At 61.0% G+C, this 25,886-nt stretch carries 17 protein-coding genes; 16 read left to right on the top strand and 1 reads right to left on the bottom strand.

Annotation, left to right across the window (positions count from 1 at the left end; all coding sequences use genetic code 11):
* The 14 genes from KA248_14285 to KA248_14220 form a co-directional block, all read left to right on the top strand.
* Positions 1 to 683 (top strand): hypothetical protein (locus tag KA248_14285; protein ID MBP7831075.1); only part of this gene is annotated, 683 nt, incomplete at its 5' end.
* A 96-nt stretch (positions 684 to 779) separates the two neighbouring features.
* Positions 780 to 1,598, top strand: coding sequence for a hypothetical protein (locus tag KA248_14280; GenBank protein MBP7831074.1), 819 nt, complete (start codon positions 780 to 782; stop codon positions 1,596 to 1,598).
* A 13-nt stretch (positions 1,599 to 1,611) separates the two neighbouring features.
* On the top strand, positions 1,612 to 2,538 hold the full coding sequence (locus KA248_14275) for a DUF4326 domain-containing protein (protein MBP7831073.1): 927 nt from the start codon (positions 1,612 to 1,614) through the stop codon (positions 2,536 to 2,538).
* Complete coding sequence (locus tag KA248_14270; protein ID MBP7831072.1) at positions 2,535 to 4,289, top strand: hypothetical protein; 1,755 nt, start codon at positions 2,535 to 2,537, stop codon at positions 4,287 to 4,289. Before KA248_14275 ends, KA248_14270 begins: the two co-directional genes overlap by 4 nt.
* A gap of 8 nt (positions 4,290 to 4,297) precedes the next feature.
* Positions 4,298 to 6,394: a hypothetical protein gene (locus KA248_14265; protein ID MBP7831071.1), complete on the top strand. Its 2,097-nt coding sequence runs from the start codon at positions 4,298 to 4,300 to the stop codon at positions 6,392 to 6,394.
* 403 nt (positions 6,395 to 6,797) lie between these two features.
* Positions 6,798 to 7,103: a hypothetical protein gene (locus KA248_14260; GenBank protein MBP7831070.1), complete on the top strand. Its 306-nt coding sequence runs from the start codon at positions 6,798 to 6,800 to the stop codon at positions 7,101 to 7,103.
* 341 nt (positions 7,104 to 7,444) lie between these two features.
* Positions 7,445 to 7,858 (top strand): hypothetical protein, encoded by a 414-nt coding sequence (locus KA248_14255; GenBank protein ID MBP7831069.1) that lies wholly within the window; start codon positions 7,445 to 7,447, stop codon positions 7,856 to 7,858.
* 173 nt (positions 7,859 to 8,031) lie between these two features.
* Entirely contained in the window at positions 8,032 to 8,490 is a 459-nt protein-coding gene (locus tag KA248_14250; GenBank protein ID MBP7831068.1) for a hypothetical protein, read from the top strand.
* A gap of 278 nt (positions 8,491 to 8,768) precedes the next feature.
* Entirely contained in the window at positions 8,769 to 12,155 is a 3,387-nt protein-coding gene (locus KA248_14245; protein MBP7831067.1) for an AAA family ATPase, read from the top strand.
* Positions 12,113 to 13,303 (top strand): hypothetical protein, encoded by a 1,191-nt coding sequence (locus KA248_14240; protein MBP7831066.1) that lies wholly within the window; start codon positions 12,113 to 12,115, stop codon positions 13,301 to 13,303. The genes KA248_14245 and KA248_14240 overlap by 43 nt, the downstream gene beginning before the upstream one ends.
* Positions 13,304 to 13,325: 22 nt before the next feature.
* A complete protein-coding gene (locus KA248_14235) occupies positions 13,326 to 15,194 on the top strand; it encodes a hypothetical protein (GenBank protein MBP7831065.1) in 1,869 nt (622 codons plus the stop codon).
* A 1-nt stretch (position 15,195) separates the two neighbouring features.
* On the top strand, positions 15,196 to 16,908 hold the full coding sequence (locus tag KA248_14230) for a DUF2357 domain-containing protein (GenBank protein MBP7831064.1): 1,713 nt from the start codon (positions 15,196 to 15,198) through the stop codon (positions 16,906 to 16,908).
* 1,807 nt (positions 16,909 to 18,715) lie between these two features.
* Complete coding sequence (locus KA248_14225) at positions 18,716 to 19,747, top strand: hypothetical protein (protein MBP7831063.1); 1,032 nt, start codon at positions 18,716 to 18,718, stop codon at positions 19,745 to 19,747.
* 2,259 nt (positions 19,748 to 22,006) lie between these two features.
* Complete coding sequence (locus KA248_14220) at positions 22,007 to 23,266, top strand: terminase family protein (protein MBP7831062.1); 1,260 nt, start codon at positions 22,007 to 22,009, stop codon at positions 23,264 to 23,266.
* Between the two features lie 41 nt (positions 23,267 to 23,307).
* Here KA248_14220 and KA248_14215 read toward each other — a convergent pair whose 3' ends face one another.
* Positions 23,308 to 24,207 (bottom strand): DUF4189 domain-containing protein, encoded by a 900-nt coding sequence (locus tag KA248_14215; protein ID MBP7831061.1) that lies wholly within the window; start codon positions 24,205 to 24,207, stop codon positions 23,308 to 23,310.
* A gap of 709 nt (positions 24,208 to 24,916) precedes the next feature.
* On the opposite strand from KA248_14215, the gene KA248_14210 reads away from it, so the two are divergent.
* Together KA248_14210 and KA248_14205 are read left to right on the top strand one after the other, a co-directional pair.
* The gene (locus tag KA248_14210) at positions 24,917 to 25,096 is read left to right on the top strand and encodes a hypothetical protein (protein ID MBP7831060.1); all 180 of its coding nucleotides are present in this window, start codon (positions 24,917 to 24,919) and stop codon (positions 25,094 to 25,096) included.
* Between the two features lie 244 nt (positions 25,097 to 25,340).
* Positions 25,341 to 25,712 (top strand): hypothetical protein, encoded by a 372-nt coding sequence (locus KA248_14205; protein ID MBP7831059.1) that lies wholly within the window; start codon positions 25,341 to 25,343, stop codon positions 25,710 to 25,712.
* Positions 25,713 to 25,886 lie beyond the last annotated feature (174 nt).

The raw sequence follows: 25,886 nt of genomic DNA, 5'->3' as shown, positions 1-25,886 counted from the left end.
AGGTCCCGGCGGTCGTGGCGCGTGAAGACTCCGCCGCGGTGGCCGTGGCCGCCCCGCCCGTCGCGGGCGACATCAGCGGCGAGCTGCACCGGTCCATGATCATGGTCCCGCGTCTGAACGTGGTCCAGGCCGTGGGCGGGCTGTCCGAGCAGTTCGACGCCGGGTCGGTAGTGTTCAACGGCGAGATCGTCCTGGTGAAACCGGGCGAGCCGATGGAAATCGTGGTGGCGCACATCCACGTCTGCATCGAGGAGGACCTCGAGTTCGGCAGCGAGGCGATGCCCCGGCGGTGGGAGTCGCGCGAGCAGGCCCTCAAGGACGGCATGACGCTGGACTGGGGGCCGGGCGACGAGCGCCCGAGCGCCCGGTACATCGCCGAGGGGCTGGCGTTCGTCCGCGAGCCGGCCAACGACGAGTCCGGCCAGTTCATCTACCCCTGCGAGGGCGTCAACTACGCCCTGGCGATGTGGAAGATGGCCGGCGCCGCGTTCACCAGCGCCGGGAAGATCCTCATCAGCGCCCGGAAGTTCGCGCTGCGCGAGGGGCTCCACACCGGCAAGTTCACCCTCACCACCGTCCGCGAGAAGCGCGGCACGAACATGGTCTGGGTCCCGAAGCTCCGCCAGGCCGGGAAGACCGGGGAGGCGTTTCGGGCATTCGTCGAGGACGTGCTCAAAGGATAGCGACTCTCCCCCCGCTGTGCTGGCCCTTGCTGACGCCAGCGAACGGATCAGCCCAATAAACGCCGTGGCGGGGGCGGTCGCGCACGAAAACCGGGTATGCAGACCAAGGCCGTCATCCTGGGCATGGGCGCCCCGAACCGTTGTCGAGACGGTCGGGCCACGATGTGCGCCATTGCCTTGAGCCGGGAGTACGGCCTTATTCGCATCTACCCGTTGAGGGTAGGGGGCCCCGACGTGCGGGTCTGGTCGGTCTGCGAACTGGAAGCCGAGCCCACCAGCAAGGACACCCGCAAGGAAAGCTGGCGCCTTCTCAACATCCATTTGGTGGGCGCCATTGAGCGGCGGGAGCATCGGGCGGACATTCTCTCCCGCTGTTTGCTCCAGTCCGCCGGCGCCGATCCCGTCGAGTTCCAGAACCGCTCAAATCTTTCCGTCGCCGTGGTCGAGGGCTCTCTCGAAGCGGCCATCATGTCCCGCGGCGAGGGCCAGGAACCGCCCAACTGCGGCGAGGCGGACTCATGGATCCACTGCCAGAAGGAAAGCCCCTTGAAGCCGATGCTCCGCTGGCGGTCGGCGGCCGGGGCCTGCCACGAGAGCCACATCGTTTCGCGCGAGGCGTACGAGTTCCTGCGGAAGTTCCCGCTGGATGCCTCGCGGCTGTTCACCAATTACCAGGTCTTCAATCCCGAGTACCGGCACTGGCTCGTGCTGGGGAACATGAAGAACCGACGCAACGTGTGGGTCGTCGTTCACATCCACCGCATGAAGCTGCCGGTCCGGTCCGAATCGGGCCATGAGTTTTCCGTCTTACAGGGCGCCGGCTGGCCGTACTGGAACCATTTCATCGCCGCCGCCAAGACCGCCGAAGAGCCCCAGCAGGTGTTCTCTTTTCTCTGCAAAGTCGCCACCGCATGAAAGGAAATCCACCATGAAGAAGCACCGATTCAACGTGTTCCCCGAGGCCAAGGAAGAGGATCTGGCCCGCCTGACCGAGGACATCCGGCAGAATGGCTTCGACGCCCAGCAGCCGGTTGTGCTCTACCAGGGCGACATCCTGGACGGCTGGAACCGGCACCTCGCCTGCCAGCAGCTTCATGTGAAGTATCCGACCCGGGAATTCCGGGGCACCGACACGGAGGCGATCCAGTTTGTCCTGCGGTCCAACAAGCGCCGGAACCTGTATTCCTCGCAGTGGGCCTGCATCGCGGCCGAGGCCGAGGACCTGCTCAAGGCTATCGCGGCCCAGGTGGAGCAGGACAAGGCAAAGCGGAACCGCGACGCGGCCCTTGTCCAGCATTCCAGTGGGTTAGGCAAAAAATTGCCTGACCCAAAGAAACCCGACGACGCCAAGGCCGCCACCAAAGCCGCCGAGGCTTTCCACACCAACCGCACCTACGTCAACCAGGCGGTCAAGATGCGCGCCGCCGCCCCGGATGTCTTCGAGAAGGTCAAAGCCGGCAAGCTGACCATGCAGGATGCCCGTCGTGAGGTCGCCCGCCGGCCCGAGACGGACTGGCGGGACGATGAACGCGAGCGCCAGAAGGTGGTGCAGGCGGGCAAGACGGTCCTGGCCAATGCCCAGGCCGACAAGAACCTGGTCCTGTGGGCCGAGCGCTCCGGGCTGGCCGTCCCGATCGACCGCACCAGCCGCTACGGCAACCCCTTCGTCCTGGACGAGGACGGGGACCGGGATGCCGTCTGCGACAGCTTCGAACAGCACTACCTGCCGCACAAGCCCTCGCTGTTGAAGCGGATCGAGGAACTCCGCGGCAAGGTGCTGGTCTGCCACTGCCACCCGAAGCGCTGCCACGGCGAGGCCCTGCTGAAGCTCCTGAAGGAGAGGAGGGGCTCATGAACACCTACGCCGTGGATGCAGAAACCTTCTACGACCGCGACTACAGCGTCGAGACGATGGGCGTCTGGCACTACTGCGCTGATCCGCGCTTCGAGGCGTACCTGGTCTCCTTCGTGGGCGACGACGGCACCCGCTACGTGGGGCCGCCGGCCGAGGCCCCGTGGGCGCTGATAGACGGCGCGCGCTGGGTTTCACACCACGCCAACTTCGATTCGCTGGTGTTCCTGCGCCTCATGCGCGACGGCAAGATCGATAGCGGGGGGCCCGCCTCCTGGCACTGCACGGCCGATCTCGCCGCTTTCCTGGGTTGCGCCCGGAACCTGAAGGACGCCTCGGCGGCGCTCCTGGGGCAGCAGGTCAGTAAAGAGGTCCGCGCGTTCATGAAGGGCAAGCACTGGGCGGACGTGGAGCACAGCGGCCCCGTTGCCCAGAAGGTGAAGGAATATGCCCTGAACGACGCATGGCTCTGCCTGGAGCTTTGGACCCATTTCAGCCCGCAATGGCCGGCCGCCGAGCAGCAGCTGTCCTTTTTGACCGGCATGTGGGGCTTCCACGGCGTGACCGTTGACCGCGAGCAACTGCAGCGGGACATCAAGACGCTTTCCCTCGTGCGCTGGGAGGCCGAGCAGAAGATCCCCTGGGCCGCCGACGACAAGCCGCTTTCCCCGAATGCCCTTCGAGAGTACTGCCGCCGCGAGGGCATCGAGGCGCCGGCCAGCATGGCGATGGACAGCGACGAGTGCGCCGAGTGGGAGGACCGCTACGGCGCGGACCATCCGGTCGTGGCCGCCATGCGCGACTGGCGACGCTCGAACATGTTCCTGGCGAAGTACGAGGCCATCCGGGACCGCATTCGCCCGAACGGGACGATGCCCTATGCGCTGAAGTACTTCGGGGCCGGGATTACCGGCCGCTGGTCCGGCGACGCACGCGTGAACATGCAGAACCTGCCGCGCGATCCGATCTACGACTGCGACCTGCGCCGGTGCTTCGTGGCGGCCCCTGGTCACAAGCTGGCCATCGTGGACTTCGCCCAGATCGAGCCGCGCGTGCTGGCCTGGCTCTCGGGCGATCAGGAGTTCCTCGAGCGGGTCCGTGCCGGCCAGTCGCCCTACGAGGCCCACGCCCGCGCTACGATGGGGTGGACCGGCGGCCCCCTGAAACAAGAGGACAAGCAGCTCTACGCGCTGGCTAAGTGCCGGGTGCTGGCCCTCGGGTATGGCACCGGGTGGCAGAAGTTCCAGAAGGTCGCGAAGCTGTGGGCCGGTATCGAGATGACCGAGGCCGAGTCGAAGCAGGCCGTGGCCGACTTCCGCGAGTCAAACCCCCGGATCGTCCGCCTCTGGGACCAGATGTCCAGCCTCATCATGAAGAGCCGGGGCGAGGATATGGAGGTCGTCCTGCCGAGCGGTCGCAAGCTGCGGTACTGGGACCTGAAGCACGAGCGCGGCACGTGGTGGGCCCGGTTCCTGCGCGGCACGGCCCACAAGCGCGTCTACGGGGCGCTCCTGGTCGAGAACCTGGTCCAGGCCGTGTCCCGAGACATCTTCGCCGCGGCCCTGTTGCGGCTGCACGCGGCCGGGGTCGAGGTGCTGTGGCATGTCCATGACGAGGTGATCTGTCATGTGCCGGCAGCCGGCGCCGACGAGGCCCTCGCGGAAATCATTCAGCTGATGACGGTCCCGGTCGAGTGGATGCCGGGCCTGCCCATCGCGGCGGAAGGAACGCTTTCAGACCATTACCGAAAGTGAGGTACCCCGTGGAATTCTTCTCAATCGAAAACCTGACCTCCCCGCTGGTGAACACCGGGCTGGATCCCCGCGCCTTCACGCGCCCGCCCTTCGGCTCTAAGGAGAAGTTCAAGGCCTGGTGCGCCCACCGGGACACCCGCCACTGCTTCTACAGCCTCTACGAAGGCTTGGCCCCCAAGCAGCGGATCAGCAAGGAGAACCCGCCCATGCTGATGCACGGCGTCGTTGCGGACTACGACTGCGACATGGACGACACCGAGCGCCGGGACCGCGCCCTGAACAAGTGCCCCGCGATGTTCCGTCCCAACTGGGTCTGCCGCACGTTCAGCGGCGGGGTGCGGGCCATCTGGCGCTTCGAGCGGCCGATCCCGGTCCATAACGCGGCGTTCTGCAAGGCCCTCTCCCGGATCATCCGCAAGCAGCTCAAGCTGGCGCGGTTCTTCCCGGGCCTCGATGAAGGGGCGATGGAGGATTCGTCCCAGTACTTCGAAGCCGGCACCAAGTGGGACGAGATCACGACCGACCTCATCCCGGCCGACTTCACGATGAAGTGGCTCGTCGAGGCCGGAAACCGGCACGACTGGGACCGGTACGAAACGGCCATCCCCATGGACCAAGTCGCGGCCGAAGTGGAGCGGCAGTTCCCCGGCCGGTGGAGCGGCCCGTTCGAGGTAGGGGCCCGCGGTGTGCGCTTCTGGGACCCCCAGGCCGACAACCAGAGCGCCGCCATCGTGCGCTCGGCAGGGATGCAGTGCTTCACCGGCTCCTCGGCGTTCGTGCCCTGGAAGGCGATCCTGGGCACCCGGTTCGTCGCGCAGTACGAGGCCAAGAAGATCGGCGGCGCCATTACCGATGTCTACTTCGATGGCAAGGACTACTGGCACCAACTCCCGGACGGGCGGTGGACGGCCAGTAACAAAGCGGACATCTCGCTCCGCCTGCGCGTCGAGAGCGGCTTGTCCGCCGAGGTGCCCCGCGACGAGACAGCCAGCGAACTGGACCGGGCCCTCTTCGCGATCCAGCAGAACAACACCGTGGAATGCGTCGCGCCGCAGGTGTTCCAGCCGCGCGGCCTGAACCGGATCGGCGCCGCTCGCGTTGTGAACTGCTCCAACCTGGAGTGCTGCCAGCCCTCCGAGGACCGGGCGGCCGGCCCCGAGTCGTTCCCGTGGATCCACGGCTTCCTGCAAGGCTTCTTCGATCCGCCCGAGGCCCTGGACAATTTCCTGGCCTGGTTGCAGCGGTGGTACCGGTCCGCCCTCGAGCGGGCCATGCTGCCGGGCCAAACGCTCTACATCGCCGGGCCCCCGAACCGGGGCAAGACGCTCCTGTCGAACGTGATCCTGTCGCAGATGTTCGGGGGCCACGCCGATGCGAGCTCGTTCCTGACCGGCGAAGAGACGTTCAACAGCCAGCTATTCGAAGTCGCCCTCTGGACCCTGGACGACGCCCTGCCGTGCACCGATTCGAGGCGGCACTCCCACTACAGCGGGATCATCAAGAAGATGGTCGCGAACCGAGTGTTCTCATTCCGGGAGAAGTACAGGACCACACGAACGGTCAACTGGAACGGGCGGGTCGTGGTCACGCTCAACACTGACCCCGAATCGCTCCACATCCTGCCCGACCTCGACATCTCGCTCCAGGACAAGCTCTGCCTGTTCAAGGTGGCCGACACCGAGCGGAACTTCCCGCCCGACCTGATCAACGTGATCCGGGGCGAATTGCCCTCGTTTTGTCGCTGGCTGCTGAACTGGTCGGCCCCGGACGAGGTAGTAGGGGACACCCGTTACGGCGCCCGGTCGTATTGGCACGAGGAGTTGGTCGAGCACGCCCGCGCGGTGAGCGGGTCCTACAGCTTTGGCGAGCTTCTGCAGATGTTCATGAAGGACAAGGACGCCCCCTGGGTCGGCACGGCCAGCGAGCTTTTCCAGCAGATGAGTCTCCCGGACAGCGGCCTGGACATGCTCGTGAAGGAATACACGCCCTTCCGCGCGGGGAAAATGCTCGGAAAACTCAAGTCCCAGGGCAAACCGATCAAGAACCGCATCCTCCACGGAGTCTGCATATGGACCATCGAGAAGGTCGAGAACGTCCCGTTCTAGCGGTCGCTGCGGTTCTGCAGCCCGGCAGGGGGGGACTTCAGGGGGGCTTAGCCAGAAGGTCCACCCCACTAAAAGGCCCGTCACCATTGATCGAAACCCACTCGGGGTGGACATGGGGGGGATTTGGCGACACAACCAAAACTTTTTACCAGGGAGACAGTTGCCGGTACCGGGTTGAGAGGGGGCCTTATATATACTTTCTTTTTTTAAATAAAGTACACCATGTCCACCCCGCACCCATTTCCCCCAATAATGACAGGGGTAAACTCGGGGTGGATATTGTTCCGCCCTCCCCACTAAGTCCCCCCGCTTCTCCACCCGTTTCGGCCCGGTCGCCCCTCGCCCCGGGCTGGCCGCCGGCCCGCTCGCGCCCGTCTACCGCTTTACCGCCGGGGGGACCGCGATGATCCGCTACCTGAAACGGCCCGCGCTGCGCGTGGACCTGACCAAGGCCTGCCCTGGCGACCGCTTCAAGTTCGCCGGCCGCCTCTACAAGGTTCCCGTCGTTTGGCGGCCGACCGCCGCGGCGGTTTGCCTGTTGACCTACTGCGAGATTTGCGGCACCGCGTTCCTGTTCACCTGTGGGCGGCGACCGGCCCGCTTGCGCAAGTGGTGCTCGCCGTGCGCCCGCGGCCCCGCGCCCCGGTCCGCTCCCACCCCGAACGTGCCGGCCCCTTTTCAGCCCGAACACGAAACAGCGAACCCCTGAAAACGAGAGGAGCCCCCAATGAAAAGGATACAGGTCACAGTCTGGCAGTCGCCCGAGGAAGTCATCGAAACGGCCCGCGGCCCCATGCCGTTCGGCATCTGGGTCGAGTTGGAGCGCTGGCGCTTCACCCGGGCCGGGCACAGGGCTACGATTATCGGGCGGCCGGATAGGAGGATCGCCCTGTTTCGCCTGCCCGTTCGCCAGAGAGGCCCGGCCGCGGCCCGCCCGCCGCAAGTAAAGGAATCGGCCGAATCGTTTCCTTGTGCGGCTCGTTTCGTTAAGAAAGGATGGCGGCCTACGTCGCCGCCCGCCGGCCGGGTAGTAACTCGCCACAGGTCATCATGACCCCGCTTCAACTCGCTGCCGAGGAGTGCGCCAATTACCAGCCGGACGGGGCCTGTCTGGGCGTCATGATCGGCGATGACCTGTCCCTGTCGGGGTTCGGCTCGGGGCCCCGGTGCCTCGTCGCCGCCGCCCAGCGCTGCCAGTACTTCGAGGACTGTGTCATGCCGATGGCTGCCATGGCCACCGATCCGCGGCGCGCCGTCCCGCTACAGGCGGCCACGGCAGAATATCGCCGCGTTACCGGCCAGAAGGCGCCCTCGACGCGGCCCTGCCCGGACTGCGCCGGCCCCTGTCCGCCCCGGAAGCGCTACTGTCCGGCCTGTGCCCTGAAACGGCGCAAAGCGGCCACCCGCCAGGCCGTCGCCCGCCTGCGGATGTCATGTAAGCAGTTAAGCCAAAAAACCGCATGAATTCCTTAGGAAACTCGGGGTGTTTTCCGGCCGTTTCCCGAAACGCGATAGAGGACAGCGGCCCCCCTCGAAAACGGCATTATCGGGGCGTATAGGGCATCCTACGCGCCGGCCGGTTGACAATCCCCGGCAGTTGCCCACAATGAGCGCAACTTTCAGGAGAATTTCACGCGATGATCAGCAATCAGCGCCAGCCGCCAGCACCGCCGAAGCGCCCGCCCCATGCCCATCCGCCCCGGCCCCGCTACCGTGACGATCACGAGCCCTGGACGATCCCCGAGGGCCTCCCCGACGAGGACCTGCGCGAGCTCCTGATCCAGCGCATCAACGAGATCGACCAGATCAAGCGCGAGATCAAGACCCAGGTCCACGAGGCCAACGTCAGGGCGCACGAAGAGGGTCGGCCCCGCGACCGCGCCTGGCAGGTCCGCGCCCAGGACAAGGACCAGCACCTGACCCGCGAGCGGGAAGAAATCCGCAAGGTTCTCGGGGAGGTCAACGCGCGGCTGAAGCAGGGCCGGCTTGAAATCGCTGTTGCCAAGGCGTTTGTGGCAGTGGCCCGTAAGGAGTTGAGCCCAGAGCTGTTTGGGCGGGTCATGGAGAAGGCAAAGGCGAAGGCGGGGCAGGGCTGATTCGCGCTTTTTCCTTGGTCGATACTCGAAGCGTGGCTATTATCCGAGCCATGGGCGGTTCACTGGCAGGGGGGGGCCGAGATACTGTGTGGCGCCGGGCCGTGAAATCTTTCTTACACCGGAACGGTGCCATCATCATCTCGGTGAATACGCTAGGTCTTCCCTTTTATCCGTAAAAAAAGTGGTCTGATCATCACCGAGTCGCTGCAGGAAGCTCAAGGCAACAAAGGTTGATGAGTGGTTCCGCCAAGGAAAGTCAGCATAGGGCGACTGAACACATGATGGTAGCCTTGAACAGTCACAAACAGTTGGTGCTAGCGCTATTGCGCGGCTCATCTGAACCCATGTCGATTTCTGATGTCTGGCGTGGGCTCCAGAACCGTGCTGTTGATATCAGTTATACCGAATTCGAGGATTGGCTGCTCGATCAGACAGACTATCTCCGTATCAACCTTGATGGTCGCGTCACTGTCCGCCCCGGGCAAGATATGGGCAACATCAGACCTGTGAGAGTTGTTCCGGATCAATACGATGAGGGCACCGACACCGACGCATCGACCAGGCTTCATCGCCTGCTAGCCTATTACAAGGACTGTCTCTTGGAAGAAGGGAAGGCCATCGCCTCTTACCGAGAACAGGAAGGCAGTAGTTTCGTTGTCTTGTCAGAGGAACTGCTCTCCACGGGCCGAAGCTTCGCTTCCATCCGTACCAGCGATATGCCCGATTTCGTCAAGAACGTTGCGGGTGGAACGCGAACGGCATACTACGGCTATCCATTGATGCTGGAATGGGTCGAAACAGGGGACGGAGAATTCGCCGACTACAAAGCTATACCCGTCTTCATTGTCAGGCTCGAAATACAGCAAGAGCCAGCCCGATGCCTCTTCCATGTGGACACGAAGTCCGTGAGGCTAAACCCTCTTGTCTTAGCCCGCTCCAAGTGGCGAGACCGCGCGTTTGTCCGATCTCGGCTCGACGCGGAGACTGACCAATACAGTTCCTTCGGGGAACGTCTTGAGATGATTGGGGCGGTTCTTCCCGACGCCGATATCCGAGAAGACCTCGCCCCCTCTCTGATCATCCGCGCCAAGAGCTTGGAGAATGTACCTCCGGACAAGGCCGGCTTGTATAACCGCAGCGGCATCTTCCTTGGGGGCTCAAATCCCTACATCCTTGGCTTGATACGCGACATCGAGGAACTCCTGACCAAGAGTCAAGGGCACTTCGAGCAGACAGCCCTTGCCCCATTGCTCAGGACCAAATCCGCTAACGCCGAGCAAGGCTTCGCCCATCCGGGAAGGATTCGGGTTTTGAGCCCAGGAGATAGAGACTCCCTGCTCAATGCCCCACAAGAGATGGCGGTTGCGCAGGCCTTCTCTAATCGCCTTAGCGTGATCACCGGCCCGCCCGGCACCGGCAAGAGCCAAGTTGTCACCAGCATCATCACGACTGCGGTGCTGCATGACAAAACGGTCCTATTCGCCAGCAGAAACAACAAGGCGCTGGAGGTCGTTCAGGAGCGCATCAAGAAGACCTGCCCTGATGCTCACACACTGGTACGCGTCGGTGGTTCCTACGATGATGAATGCAGCGAATTGCTCCAGCGCATGGGTAACCTGCCGCCACGCGGTGGTGCCGTTCCATTTCAGAACCAGATGCAAAGTATCGACCTGCATCTCTCAGAGTTGGATGACCTGAACGACGAACTGGATCGAATCGGCACTGTCCTTGCACGCGCCGGACTTGCGCAAGATCGTTTTGATACGCTGAAAAAGAAGCTTCTACCGGGAAATCCAAAAGCCTACGAAGCCGCGCGACAATTCGATCCTGAAGCGTTGCTCCTCTTCGCAAAGAGACTCGAAGCTTCTCTTAATGTGATAGCGGGCATGCCCAACTTCCTGGCAACTCTCTGGGTCCGTCTCCAATCCCAGCGCGGCAGAACAGAAGCGGCGGCGCTAAACAACGCGCTGAAGAAGGCGGGCATCTCGTTCTCAGCCAGTTGGCCATCCAACGTTCCTCAGTTGCAGGCCACATTCAGAGCTTTGTTCCCCCTCGTCGACCTTTGTCAGGCTGCGAACGAAATGGAGAAGACGGCAGGAGCGCTTGGAACTGCCTCGCAGTTGGAAGCCCTGTTCGAAAGCATCCTTGAACACAAGACGGCAATTGCCAAGAAGGTTGCGGCTCTTCTTACGGCCAAGGTCAGAGAGAATGCCTCTGGCCGTGATATGCCCGAATCAACTCAAGAAGCCGTACAGCATTATCGCGAGACCATGCCCCAACTCCGTGGCAAGAAGCTGAATGACGAGCAGCGACAGGTCCGGCTGGAGAGCCTTGGCCGCGTGTTCCCCGACATGCTGCGACGCTTGCCCGCATGGGCGGTGACCAACCTCTCGGTCTCACACAGAGTCCCACTGGAGCCTGGTATTTTCGATTTGGTCGTTATCGATGAGGCCAGCCAGTGCGATATCCCAAGTTGCCTTCCGCTCTTGTATCGCGCCAAGCAAGCCGTCGTTATCGGCGATCCGTTGCAGTTGCCTCAGATCACCCAAATTGCCAGAAACGTCGAGGACCAGTTCCTTCGTTCGCATGGGCTAAATGGACCCGAAAATGACCATCTTCGCTACTCAGACAAATCCATGTTTGACGCGGCCCAGTCTGTGACGCCTCGTGCAGGATCCCAGTTTCTCGCCAGCCACTATCGTTGCCACCCCGACATCATCAACTTCGCCAATTCATCACAGTGGTGGTACGACGATCGGCTCGAAGTCTTTACGGACACGCAGAAGCTCAAACGCCCTGAGTTCTGGAAGCGTGGAATCACTTGGATTCAGGTGTCCAGCCACGCGGTGCCCAGTTCGAAGGGCTACCATCTGCCGGAAGAGGTCAGCCAGACGATTTCGATCATCAGAGAGTTGCTCGAGGACAGAAAATATGAAGGAACAGTGGGCGTAGTATGCCCTCTCCGTGGCATGGTTGATCTCATTCGCGATGGCATTGAGAAGGCGGTCGACGGCAGATTGCTCCAACTGGCGGCTTTCGAGGCCCAAACCGCTCACGGATTCCAAGGAGACGAGCGAGATGTCATCGTCTACACCATGGCCGTCCACTCAGGAATGCCTCGTGGTGCCAGATGGTTCATTGCCGAGAACAGGAATCTTTTCAATGTCGCCTTGAGCAGGGCCCGCGCGGCCTTTGTAGTTGTGGGGGACAAGGAGGCTGTGCGCCAATTCACGTTTGAGGACAAGCCCGTCGAGTACCTGCGCCAGTTCGTAGAGTATGTCGACAGCCTGAGCGATGTCAGGGGTCCTGCGGAAGGGGAACCGACCTTCCTGCCGGAACAGCTCTGGGAGGAGAGGTTCTACTCTAATGCCTTGCGGCCGGCAGGCATTTCCGTCTATGCCCAGTATCCCCTCGGTCCCTACAAGCTGGATTTTGCAGTGCTGCGTGAGAATAAGACACGCAAGCTCGACATCGAGATCGACGGGGAAGCCTTCCACAAGGACGACGCTGGGAAGAGACTTCGCCGCGATATTGATCGTGACATATACGTTAAAGCCCAAGGTGGCGGATCTTGGGATGTGATGAGGTTCTGGGTCTACGAACTAAGAGAGGATATGGAGTCATGCCTGAAAAAAGTTCAACAATGGATCAACTCGGCGCCCTGAAAGCAAAATACGAAGGCACCGGGGATGCCCCGACAGAGCTGCCTCCCCCATCCGATCTGGGACGAGGAGGCATCCTTCCCATGTCCCTCTGGGTTGGCCTAGGCATTCTTTTGGCATGTGTTTCCGCGTTCTCGCTCGTTCTGTCATACGCCAGACTCAGATCCCTCACAGAGCGAGAAAACGCATTTGCCCAGAAAGCCCAACTTCTGAAGGAATACGATCAGCGACTTTCGACCCTCAACTCCGATATCGCCGAGATGCAGGCGCGCCAGCAGCAGCTTAAGGGTGAAAATCGTGTCTTGGAGGCCGAGGCGGCGAAGGGTGCAGCAGCGGCTGCGGCCTACAGAATGTTCACAACAATGGTCCCAGAACTCAAGCAAGAGAGCGAAATCCTCACAGCGAATATAAAGTCCCTAAAGGCTGAGAAGACGAGCCTTGACGGCGAAGTGTCCAGCGCCCGCGTTACGCGGGATTCCATCCAGAGTTCCTACACCAACCTGCAGGCGAACTTCACGGATACGGAGCGAGCACTCGCCGCCAAGAAAGCCGAACTCTCCCTCATCCTCGCCGCAGTCTCGACGAATCAGGCAGTCCTTACAGGACTACTCCAAAGCGTCAAGGAACAACAGTCGGTCCTTGCCGCTTTAAACGTTGATACGGAAGCCCGCAGGAACGAAAGAAACGATCACGTGCGCGTTCGCGACGAAGCCAAAGCCGCTCTTCCTGGTATCCAAGATACCGTAACGCGCCTGCGGGTGGAGTACTCATCTCTGACAAATGAACTCACCACAATGTCCTCGGAACTCTCCCGACTATCTGCTCGGGTTAGTGCTGAACGCAAGACCTTGTCGGTTCTGGAATCAGAGAAGAGCGCCTTGGCAGCAGAAGTAGCCAGCCTTGAAGGAGCCCGCGGCGAAATTAATCGTCTGCTACAACAGAAAGAGTCGGTAGCTCAAGAAGAATCCTCGCTCAGTCAGCAGGTCAAAACGCAGCAGGCCGCCCTGGCCGAAGCTACGACCGCCCTTACGGCCTTGCAGAAGCAAGTTAGCGACCTAGACACAAGGCGTTTAGATCTTGAGCGCGCAGTTAACCAGCTGATCGGACAGCAGAAGTCGCTATCCGCCAAAGACAGCGCGACGGGCAATTGAATACCACTGGGGAGACACGCAAATGTTACAACACTACTTAACACCTGAAATCGTGGTTCTTGCAGCCGCGCTCGCGTGCTTCTTCGCAGTCATAACACTTCTCTTGGGGGCGCGCACCGCCCTTGCACGCGGCGTGTCTGCCAAGCTCGCTGCCCTGGAGGCTCTCGTAGCTGATCGGCAGAAGGTTTGTAGCGACATTGGTCAGAAGAAAGCCGAATCAGAGGAGTGGCAACGCAGCGTCCAACGGCTGGAGCAACGTTTCAACGCTCTCACCCAAGACATCAAGCCGCTAGAGGAGAAGCACCTTAAGGCGCTAAGCGCATACGAGGATACAAAGCTGAAAATCGGCGAAACCAAACAGGAATGGGAGCAGATGAGAGAGCGCGTGGACCTCTACAAGACGCGCCTCTCCCAACTCGATTCCCTTGAGAAAGAGATCATGCAGCTCGGCGAACAGGGCCTTGAACTGAAGCAGCTAAACGCTGAGATACCACACAAGAAGGCAGAGCGCGACAGCCTCGCCGATGAAATCAAGAAGCTGGAGCCGCTTGTAAAGGAGTCAAAGGAACTCGCTGGCAAGATCGAGGGATTAAGGGCCCAGCAGAAGGGCATGGAAGATTCTGTGAAAGGACTCCAGGGAGCGCTCGAAACGCTGACCAAACAGGTTGACAGCATGGCTCCCCCCAAACCGGAAGAGCGCTATCAAGATCTATGGAAGTCACTGAACTTCCCCACCTTGCCGCGCGAGCGACAAGCATCGACCGAGCATGCTGCTTTTGACCGGATGAAGAACTACGTCGTCACGCAACTGAAGTTGAAATTCCCTGATCGGGTGCTCTTGGCATTTCATACCGCTTTGAAATCGAGCCACATCTCCCCGATCACCGTCCTCGCTGGTATAAGCGGAACAGGGAAGAGCCTGCTGCCCAAATGCTACGCCGAAGGCATGGGGATACACTTCGTATCATTGGCTGTTCAACCCCGGTGGGATAGCCCTCAAGACCTATTTGGGTTCTACAACTATCTGGAGAAACGATACAAGGCCACCGATCTGGCGCGAGCGATGGTTCAGTTCGAACAATACAACCGCGGTGAGTGGCCGCTGCCGAAGGACTGGAACGGCGGAAGGCAGGACAGAATGCTCCTGGTCTTGCTCGACGAGATGAACCTTGCTCGAATCGAATACTACTTCAGTGATTTCCTCAGCCGACTTGAGACTAGGCGCGACATTCGGCAACTTGACAACCCAGTGGAAAGAGCCAAAGCCGAGATCGCTTTGGATATGGGAAGCCTGGCCAAAGAGGAGAAGCCAATACGTCTGTTCCCCGGTGACAACGTCCTCTTCACCGGCACAATGAACGAGGATGAATCGACCCAGACCCTTTCAGATAAAGTACTGGACCGGTCATGCGTCCTGCGCTTCGGCAAACCCAACAAGGTTGGCCGCTATGAAACGCGCACTGAGGTTCAACCTCGCCCCGAAGGTCTAGGGCTCGACACATGGAGGCAATGGCACAAGGAGCGAACGGCCCTGGGCGGCCAACTGGATGAGCTCAACGACTGGATTGATCAACTGAACTCATGCATGAATGAGGTGGGGCGTCCCTTTGGCCATCGCGTTATCCTCGCAATACAGACATACGTGGCCAACTATCCAGACTGGGCGGGAAACCGAGATCATTTCAACTGGGCGCGTGCTGACCAGATCGAACAGCGGATAATGCCGAAACTTCGCGGTCTCGATGTCGACGCCTACCAGGACTCGCTCGATCGCATTCAGCGACTCGTCGACGGCCTTGATGACCGTCCTTTGTCTGCTGCTTTTCGGCACGGCCGCGAGGACCGCACCGTCTTTGTTTGGCAGGGACTAGATCGTACCGAGGATACGTGACATGTTGTTGTTCCTCGAGCGTGAACCATGGGCACTGCTGACCGAAGAAGCCTCGGGGACAGTGAAGCCTGATGGAAACAGGCCCGTGCTTATCCGGGGCGATGGAAGCCCTCGTGTTGTCGTCTCCGCTGACCTCGGAGTTCCCTCTTTCGGTTCACAGCGGGCCAAGCGGGATGAACTAGCTTCCGTCTCATTCCCCTTCTTCTGGGCGGGTCAAAGGGCGCACATGTACGCACTGCCTGCCAACCATCGACCTCATCCCGGCCGTCATTCATTCACGCATTCCTTGGATATCGGCGGACAGCAGGTGTGGTGCGCTCAGGAACACCTCATAGGAAGGCCGGATCTGGAGAAGGAACACGGGGAGTCTCAGGAAGCGAATGCTTGGATGGAGTGGATGGTGAATTGCTTTCGCCTCCTGCACAACTTGGATGAACTCTGCGATGACGCCGAGACCAAGACCACGCGCGGACTGAGCCGGCGTGTTTGGGGGGCTGCTGATCGCGTATGGCGCAAAGACCAGACAAAGGAGGCTCCTCTTCACCTTGTTGTTAGTCTGGCTAAAGATGTGCAGTTGGTCGACGCCCTAGAGACTTGCACGTCCAAGCCCCGACGCATTCTCAAACGCATAAGGGCGGATCAAAAAGTAGAGAAGATTCAGGAACTCGACTCAGCTTGCATCAGAGACTTCGCAAGAAGACCTGGCACAACTATCCAGCAGAAGGCAGGTGCAAGACGGGAACTTCTCTCTGTGTCGCGAATTGAGAACATGGATACCCTTGAAAACCGGGTGCTATGCTGGGTTCTGCGGGAAGTCGCCGCCCTCGCGGTCGAATACCGCTCCGAATTCGACAAGGGGGAGCGCCAAAGCGATCCCAAAGTGCGCGACGTTCGCAAGATGCTCGTACAAACGCGGGATTGGCGCATGCGCGAGCCCGTCAGTTCAGTGCTGCCGGGACAGTTGCGCCATCCTGTCCATCCAAACTACCCCCTACAATTTGATGCCAAGTATCACCGCGTTTACGCCGCCTACCGCAGCATCATTGAGCATAAGAAAGTGATGGATGATGCATGGACTTGGCACAGAGTTTTGTGGGCCGAAGCGGCACGGCAAATTCTCTATGCAGCACTTGCCAGCGCTGAACGTGGAGGTGCTTGGAGTAGCGCCTACTACTTCGGAGAGGGTAGCCGGGGTCGCTGGACAGCACCGCCAGTTGCTCCCGGCCCCTTCACCCTGCCCAGACTCGGCGAAACCTACGTCTTTGATGCGATTGACGTTATCCACGACAAAGCCGCAAAGGATGCTCTTCTGAAAGGACGTCTATTCCCAGGCTCCGATATAGTCGGAGCCACTGGGTGCGATACTGTTCTTGACTGCCAAGGTCCTCAAGCCCTCCCGCTGCAATTGCTTGTCTGGTGTGTGTTGCTCCCTGTGGAAGATTCCATCTCCGTCATAGCGAGACGCTGTCAGATCGCGTTGTCAAAGTACCAAACGCACGTACGACAGCGCCGTGTTTCAGGACTTGTCATTGCGGTTGGGGGCACTCCTTCAGATCCCCTTGCGCCTGTGTCCATTACAGGTGGTCCCGCTACGAATCTTCCTTCCATGTTCCTTATCAGCACCTCCATTGCCATCCGAAACCAACCCGCTAAGTTAAGCGAGGCTGTTTCGGAGGCATTAGCGCAAATCACGGACATGACAACTTGCGGCTAGAAAGCAGATAGAGCTCGTGCCAACACGCCCTGAACATATAAGCGCTCTCGACCTAACTCAGCACACGGGCGTGCTTGTTACTGGCGACCCGGTCGCTGATCCATCACCTGCCGTAGTGGCGTGCCCTTGTTTCTCGCCCGCCGTTCTTTTGCCCTTTCATGACCGCGAACCAGTAATCGCCGGACCGCACGCATGTGGCCATCGCCGCGGCGCGGGTCTCTCATGGCCACCGGAAGCACAGATACCCCCTTCTCGCGAGGATGATCGTGGATGTGGCCGAGTGCCTCTCGCGCTCGCATGGGCCCGTCTTGTCCTTTCTGCAGACCGTGATGACCCCGACTTTCCGCCCGAGTTGTCGGATTACGACCAATCACCTTTTGTGTGGCGGCCGCAGAACGGTCAGATGCGAGAGATTCGCCCAGAAATGGTTATTACCGAATCAGCCAAAGCTTGGGCCGCGAACGGGGGCAAAAAGACCGCTCTGGTTGTGCCTGACAGCCTGGGGGAGAAAGCGCAACAAGCTCTTCTGGACGGGTACAACTGCCCTCTGGTCCCCAGAACCATGGCGCTCGCTGTCGCTTGGTGCCGGCGCAATGAAGAACGATTTCAGCATGTGGAAACCGATTCAACGGATGGCACTTCTCTTGGGTTTCTCTGGACGGTCTCGATGGCCATGGACGTCTGGGAAATGGATCTTGTGGAAGTTCGTGCGGTCAAACCCGCCGCACAGAATCGTGTGTGGCTTGTTCCTGTCCGGCACCGCCGCCAACGCACCGATCTTCCCTTCGTCGGCCTAGGGCTTGCCTCTGACATTCTTCTGCGAGGAGAACTGTCGGTTCCCGAGAGCTGGCGAATACTGTTTGCCTCCGCACAGTTGGAGGAGTGGTTGGCCCAAGCGGGTCCTGCACAACTCGGCGGTATCACCCAGGCTTTGCGAGCCCACAGTTCCAGCCTAAACAGGAAGCTTGGGAGTCTCAATGCAGTGAGTAAGGGCGTCTGTGAACTGGCATCGAACGGCAATACGGATCTCTTCGCGGCTGTGCATGAGCGCGTCGGTCAACTCAGACAAGCGGCTGCGGACTCGCCTATCATAGGAGCTGTCGCAGGGGGGTCTTTCGCCCCGGTGATAAGGCTGGATGATAATGAGCTGTGGCAACCTCTTGTCAGAACGGTTCCACGAACTCCGCACTCCATACATATCGGAGAACGACAGACCGCAGCAACGGGCGCGTGGCATGTCGCCCACGCCATGAACAGCACGCCTCCGTTGCCCTCCTATCGGGACACCCTTGTCCCAGTCGAGATTTACGTCATCCGCCCTCAAAGGGGGTCAGATTGGATTCCCGTCGTACCTAGCATTGCCATTGACGCCGGCCAGCCGTACCGATCACCCGAACCTATTCGTGGATTCTCCATCGCCGCAGGGGCTGATCATCTTGACTTTACAGTCCGCCGGCCCATACGACGCGATGTCTACATCTACCGAGGGCTTCCTGCAGAGTTAGCCCAGAGAATCCCTCAGCAGGAGTCAGTTAGCGTCACTGCGGAGGCATTCCCCGGCCAAGGCTATGCAAGAGTGTCCGTCACATCCACGAGGGAAGGACTGTTTGCCACACGACTGAACTGGCATAGGATGGTCGTTGTCCCTGCGCCAGAGGAGATCCGACCCCACCTTGCATACATCCCCAATGTCTCCCGGGTGGAACCATCCAGGCACATATGGGCCAGAGTCGAGAACCCCAATGCGCCCGAGCCTTGGCTCACCCATAATCATAGCGGCGGGCTATGGCCTCAGTGTGCAGGGCTCATGCGCCGGTATGTCGCCGCGCAAAACCGCCCGTCGGTCGGCATTGTCTGGCAACTCATCGGCCTGCACTACGGCAGGAATGTTGGGAATATGAACCGCTGGCCCTTCGCCCATCTGGAGGCCCAGGAACGAGGGGAGGAGATGGAACCGGATTTGTTTCTGCACACCGGAGTATTTGGCTCGGATGGCGACCTTGCAAACCTACCTACACTCGCGGCGCAGTTCCAGACGCAGCTCGGATCTCATTATGCTGATGATCATGATCCAGTTCTCTGCAGACTCGGCGGATGGATGTACGCTGCTGCTCCTGACGATATCAAACATGCCGCACATCAATGCTTTGAACGCTTCAATGATGGGCCGGCTGACGAAATCCCTCGGTCCTCAATGAAACTCGTATTTCTGCACGTGGCGGGCTTGGCATTCAGTCGCGTCGATGAATACGCACTCTTTCTTCGCGCCATGACACGTGCGATTGAGTCCGGACGAGTTGAGGACATCAGCCTTGGTGAGGATGACAATCCCGCAGGGGCCCCCATGCATGTGGAGTGGCTTCGCGCTCTGCGCAACATGGTGCGTTTCAGGGATGATGCTCTCTGCCATGCTGCTGTCACGGACGATGACATGCGGGTAATCACCCGCTATGTCGTCAACGTCTTTGCGGACAAAGTTGTTCGGAGAGTCGTTCAGCATCAGCCCGGCGGTATGATTACGAGGCTGCTGAACGAATGCCTCCGTGCACTTCCGTTTATGTTGAAGCGGCGACGTGACGACCCCGATTACCTGGGACCCGAGTATGACGCACAGGCCAATGCACCCAGGCGGCCACGCAATGGATTTCGACGAGCAGGAGCAATCCGACAACTCCTGGAGGAAGCTCTTCAGAGAGTCACAGAAGCAGATCCTGCGCTCCTCAACCGCCAACACCCCGAGCAAGCGTGGCAAATACCTTTCGCGATTTCGACGCTCAGATTCCTCAGAGAAGAGGCCCAGTTGGAGGATGTGCGCAATATTCTGCAGTATTCGGATTGACCGGTGAGCATTCGATCTGCTCGATATTAATTCTGTTGCTCGGATGATCTATTTCGAGACTGCCATTTTCTTCTTAAAGCACATGTCTGCTCGTATATTTGATTTTCCAGCTTCTCGCGCTGTTTATGCCACTCTGTTTGTGAATCGACTCTTTTATAATGTGCCGCCGGTTTCGTTGTGAGATATGAATGCTGGAAGTGGGGCTCTCTCCGAGCGGGCCGCGGCACAGTCACCGATGCTGCGCATTCTGAACACTGTTGCAATTTGTGGTTCCAGCACTTCGAAGAACAAACGAGTGAGTCGCATGCTGGGCATCTCCGGCGTGGAGAATGAGGGGTGCATCCACATCTTTCGCATTTATCTTTCATGATATTTCTGTTTCCGCCTATAGTTAATTAACGGTAACCTTTTGAAAAAAAGTATATCTCAACTGTAAGCATCACGCCAAGACCCTCTTGACGACAAGATGACAGGAAGATCGTAGATGTTGTAGGCTCGGCGTTACAACGCTTGCGATGCGAGGGTGGGCTTTCTCCGGCGGGGTGATGCTCGCTCGCGCGCCGCTTCGGCGGTCTGCGGCTCGAAGACTCGCCGCATTCAGCGCGGCGCACATCGCTACGTACGCTTCACGGCCAGGCCCACTGCGTCGGCGCGGAGCGCCTCCGGGCGCGGTCCTGCCGTTCCGCTTGGTCCTTATGCCGTAGGTCGTCATGATGCATCCCCGCGCCACGCGCACGAACGATTCCGGACGGTGGTAGTGCACGCGCCTTGTCCTGTGTCGCGCTGACGCGCTCCCGGCTCGCTGGGCCGCTCGCCGTAAAGACGCGCCCGCCTGGACGTCGGTCGCGGACGCGCGAAAGCCCGCGGCCCCTCTCGCCTGGGAGCGATTCACCGCCAAGCCCGAAGCCCCGCGGACTTTTCGCGCGGAAGCCCCAAGCCCCACAGTGGGGATGTACGCGCGTCGGTCTGCGGCGGCACGGGGACGGGAATCTTGGTTTCCCCCTAGCGGTTCCCCGAACCCCTCCCTGCGCCCCCTTTCCAAATCGGTACCGTCCCGGGGAACCTTCCGGGGGACACCAAGACTCGGCAACGTAGGCGGGCGCCTCTCTCCACGCTGAGGCGTGGAGCCTCTTTGCGCGGCGCCCGGCCTCGCCCCGATGGGGTTCCCGTCCCCGGCTCCGCAACCCGACGCTTAACCCCCTCTGGCGCTACGTCCCCCAGGGTACGAGCGCGTTGGTCGGCCTCCAGCGCCCGGCCGCAAAACGGACCTTCGCAACTCGGTCCTTCGCTTTTTGCGGCCTGTCGCTTCCGGCCTCCGCGGATGGGGTGGGGGAAAGACTTCCCCCACACGGCGCACCATCGCGGCCGGGATCGCGCTCCGGAAACGCGAGTGCGGCTGGCTTCCGGGCCGGCCGGCCTGATCCCGGCCAGAAAGTCGCGTCGGCCCCGTGTCGCCCGCTCCGGCGTCTCGGCGTTCTATCCGCTGGCGCGGACTTCGCTACCGTGAGCGCTTGCGCGTACACGGTGCCCCGCGTTCGCGGTGCCGCTCCGGTCTTCGACCACGACCACCGCCACGCCTACGCGCGGCTCCACGTGTCCGCCGCCGCCAGGAGGCTCGACTTCATGGACCGGGAGGCCGTCCTCGTCGCGCCGTCGCAGACCGTGTTCGACCTGCCGGTCTCCACGGACTGCTTTGGGCGCTTGCCCTACAGTAACGCCGCCCTCGCTGGCCTCCGCGCGATCCGCGCCCGCCATGAGCGCCGCCCCCTTCGGCCGGCCGCCAGGAACAGATACCGGGTCAGCAAGCTGACACCGCCAACTGTTCCTTTTATGGGCGTCCGGCGCTCCCCGCCCGCCCTTCGGGCTTGCGGCCCGCCGTTGGCTGCTGCGGTCCTGCGGATCTTGGGGGCGGCCCTATAGATAATACTTGACAAATAATATACGATATGGGAACTTTCGTTCAGCAACGTGAAAGTCATTTATTCCGAATAGGGAAATGAGTGCTATGGGCGCTGAAATCGCACCTTTCAAGCCTGGGTGGGCCGGTGGGCCCGGCCGCCCGAAAGGCTCTTTCGGCGGCAGGATGAAGATCCTGCTCGCCCTGGACGAGCTACTGGCCGAAGAGGAAGAGGTCGATGGCATGAGAGAAGCCCTCCGGGCCTACCTGCACAAGGACCGCATTCGCTTCTTCAGGTCCATCATCATGCCCCTGTTGCCTCATGAAACGAAGCTGCGCATCGACGCGGAAGGGATCATCCAATGGCAGTCACTCTTAACTATCGCCCCCACGCCGCCCAGTTTGAAATCCATAGAGCCCGAGGATACCGGTTCCGCACCGTCTGCTGTGGCCGGCGATTCGGAAAGACCCTGTGCCTTGCCGGAGAGCTGCTCGACCGCGGCGGAACCGAGCGGGCAGGGGACTACGGCTGGATCGCCCCGACCTACAACGTCGCCGAGCGTGGAATAGAGGCGTTCCGGCAGATCGCCGAGGGCTTCGTCACTGTCGCGGGGCGCACGCCGACGCGAGTGGAGTTCCGCGGCCTACACGGGCCGGTCCGGGTCTGGTTCTTGTCGGCGGACAACCCGGACAACATCCGGGGCTACGGGTTCCAGGGGATCGTGGTGGACGAAGCCGCGAGCATTCCGCCGGATGTGTGGCACTACGTCCTGCGGCCCACCATCGGGCAGAGCCTCGGCTGGGCCGTGCTGATCTCCACGCCCAAGGGCCGCAACTGGTTCTTCGATATGTTCACTCGCGGTCTGGAGGCCGGGAACGAGACGCACAAGAGCTTCCGCTTCGCGTCGAACCAATCTCCGCACTTCCCGGCCCAGGAGTGGGAAGACGCGCGGCGCACCTTGCCCCAGGACGTGTTCCGGCAGGAGTATGAGGCGGAGTTCCTGGAGGATTCGGCCGGCGTCTTTCACAACATCGAAGCCTGCCTCGTCTCGACTCCCGTGCCTCCAAGCGGGGAGGTCGTCATCGGCTGCGACGTGGCGAAGCACACCGACTTCTCGGTCCTGATCGCCATGGACTCGCGGACTGGCCAGTGCTTCGACATGGAGCGCTTCAACCGCCTCGATTGGCCCATACAGAAGGACCGCATAGTCGCCTTCGCGCAAAAGTATCGCGGCCGGCTGATCCTGGATGCGACCGGGGCAGGGGATCCGATCTACGACGACCTGGTCCGGGTCTACCCGAACATCACCCCGTTCCGGTTCACGGCCCACAGCAAGGTCGAGCTGATCCAGCGCCTGGTGGTGGCCGTGGAGCAGCGGCGGGTGACCTGGCCGCGGACATGGGAGGTCCTGACCAACGAGATGAAGCGGTACGAGTACCGACTCTCGCCGTCAGGGCAGATCAGCTACTCGGCGCCGGAGGGGTATCATGATGATTGTGTTGTGGCGTTGGCGCTGGCGAATAGGTACAGGCAGGAGTATGTGTATACTGGCATCATGAGCCCCTTAGCCTCATCGCTGTCTGCCAGGCGATTAGAAGTCATGCCCTTGTGTATTCGTTAACGTCACAAGAACCCATAGTCCGAATCTCGTCCTGCCCAATTTCAATGCACCACGCCGTTGCTGCAGAAGCTGAGTACGATCTTGGCGTTCTTTGTCCGCTGGCTGCAGGCCTGTAGCGCGTTGCGCTCGGCATCGATGCGGTTGCCCGCGTTGCCCCAACCGTAAGCACCTTTGTCATCGCCCAATGCCAGGGCCAACCAGCAGTCGGATGCTTGCGCGATGATCTTGGCGTCCGGCGCCTTGCAGTGCTGGATGGCCATGTAGGGGGCATGACGGCCGCCGCCTGTGGAGTAGCCCCATTGGCCCGTGGACTCGGAGAAGGCAATGGCGCCGCCAGTCTTCGGTTGACGGGAGTCAATGCTGTAAACGACCCTGGCTTTTGGCAGGCCCTGTTTGTTGGCTGCATCGAGGGCGAATCTCTCGGCCGTCTCCTGATCGGGGCCCCAGCCCACACCCCAGCCGAAATCCTTGCCGGGCTTTTGATCGCCCAATGCAAGGGCGCACCACCCGTTGCCGCAAACTACGACGGGCCGGGCGTCGGGGGCGTTGCATTTTTCGCGGGCAGCCCGTTCGGCGATGTCCCAGGATAACCATTCGCAACTGGCGGCATACTTTCCGGTGCCCTGAGAGACGGCGATGGCGGCCCAGTAATCTGTTTTGTCCCAGTCGGAGGCGTCTTCACGATAGCGGTCCTTCCACTCGACATAGCCTGTCAAGGGCCCGTCCACGTCGGCCTGCCTATTCCAGAAACTGGATGGCACCGCGTTCTCTATCAGGTCACCGCAAAAAGCCGCTTGCGCTGACAGAACCCCCATCATGGTCATCCGCAGGAATCTTGTTTTCATAAGGCACTGCTTTTCAACGCCGAATTCAGCCATGTGCCGACTTTGGCCGCGCAGCAGACACAGGTTAGCCAGAACGCCATTGTGTACGCCCATCATGTGTATGAACTGATGGGGTTAAAGTTCCCTTTCGGAGGATCAGGATAGCGAACGAATATTCAAAAGCAAGAACAGGCCCGCTCTCCAGAAACGCGATCTCTGACCTCCGCGTAAACCCGTAGCCAGCCCCAGATTCCGCGCCAGGGCGCGGAGCTTCGCTGGGGCGTCGCGGGATTGCGCCTCCCTGGCCAGTCGGCGCCGGACCCAAGACCCGTAAGGAAGCGGACGTACACCGCCCTTTCGTCTGTGCCTCGCGATTACAGGACCACTTTCCGCGCGAGGCACAGCCAGCCCGACCTCGTGTTTAGGTGATCCCCTTTCCTTCGGAATCTTTTTTCAGAAACGCTGCGCTGGCTGAAAAAAGACCGGGGCAATGCGCGGCGCAATCCAGCCTAAACACGATGTCGGGGGCGGTGACTTTCGTCCGCTTCCCGGACCCTCGGACCCACCGGAAACAGCCCCATGTGGTGAAGCCGTTGGGCGCTACGCTTAAGTAAGGTCGCTCTCCGCCTCCGCCTTTTCTATTCCCGATTCTGTTCCCTTTTGCTCTCACCAAGCGGCCTTTTCCGGGACTTTCTTTTTCTCCCCGCCTCGCCAAGCCCCGCTTGCCGTCCGCTTCGTTTGCTCAAGCGCTGTCGCGTCACGTGGTGAAGCAAACGCAGACGGACGGACAAGCGGCGAGTCGGGAAGAAAAAGAAAGGAAAAGGCCATGAGCAAAAGGAACCAGAATCGGGAAAAGGCGGCGGCGGGAGCGGAAGCACCGCACCGGTCCGTCCAATCAGCTATTCGGGAAATCCAAGGCACTCCCGAGCACCGGCAGCGGGTGGCCGCGCTGGTTTCCAAGGTCTTGGACATCTTCGGCGGGCAAATCGTGAAGGTGTTGCCGTGACAGCCGCCGACTTCATTTTTACGGCGCTTGTGATCGTGTACGCCGTCGCCTTTATCCGCTGGACCCGGTCCCTTTGGAGCCCCCGCCAATGACCCGCGCCCGCCAGCTTGCCCTTGTCCAGACCCGAGCCGGGCGAGTGCTTTTGCACCTTGCGGCCCTGCTACGGGACCACCGCTTTTCCCGGCACGTTGCCGGGATTGTCAGGGAAATCAGAGGCCAATAGGCCGGAAAGGTAGATGCAGACATGAAGAAGAACACCAAGCGCAGCAGCAGGACCGCCGAGAAGTCAGCCCGCCGGGCGCAAGTAATCCGCCGGGCGACGCTGACCCGGGACCGAGCCGCGCCCACTATCGCGGAGCTTGCCCAGATGGACCCCCGCGAGGGATTCACCACGGCCCCGGCCCCCCGGCTGTACGCCGAGCAGGTCAGAGCCCACGGCCCGGTTTACCGCGGCCGCGGCATCCTCCCCGGCTGGGCGATTGCCATGACCACCGGCGAGGGGACGCCCGTTAGCCGCGTTTACAAGGTATTCGGAAGCATTAAGGCCCGCGTCCTTGCGCTGGCCCTGTGCCGCCAGCACCGCCTCCCGCTGACCTTTGCCGAGGTGAACGGCTGACACCCCACGGCGGGCAGGTCCAACCCCGGCCCGCCACCCAACCCCCAGCACATAACGAGGAACCCCGGCCCATGAACTTCACCGATTACTTGCGCGACCTTGCCACCGATTGCCGCGAGAGCGGCCGCACGGAAACCGCCCGCGACCTTGAAGACGCCGCCAACCGACTCGACC

The sequence above is a fragment of the Kiritimatiellia bacterium genome, assembly GCA_018001225.1.
Lineage (GTDB): Bacteria > Verrucomicrobiota > Kiritimatiellia > CAIQIC01 > JAGNIJ01 > JAGNIJ01.
The sequence above is the reverse complement of the archived record's forward strand: the minus strand, read 5'-3'. Positions and strand labels throughout refer to the sequence as shown.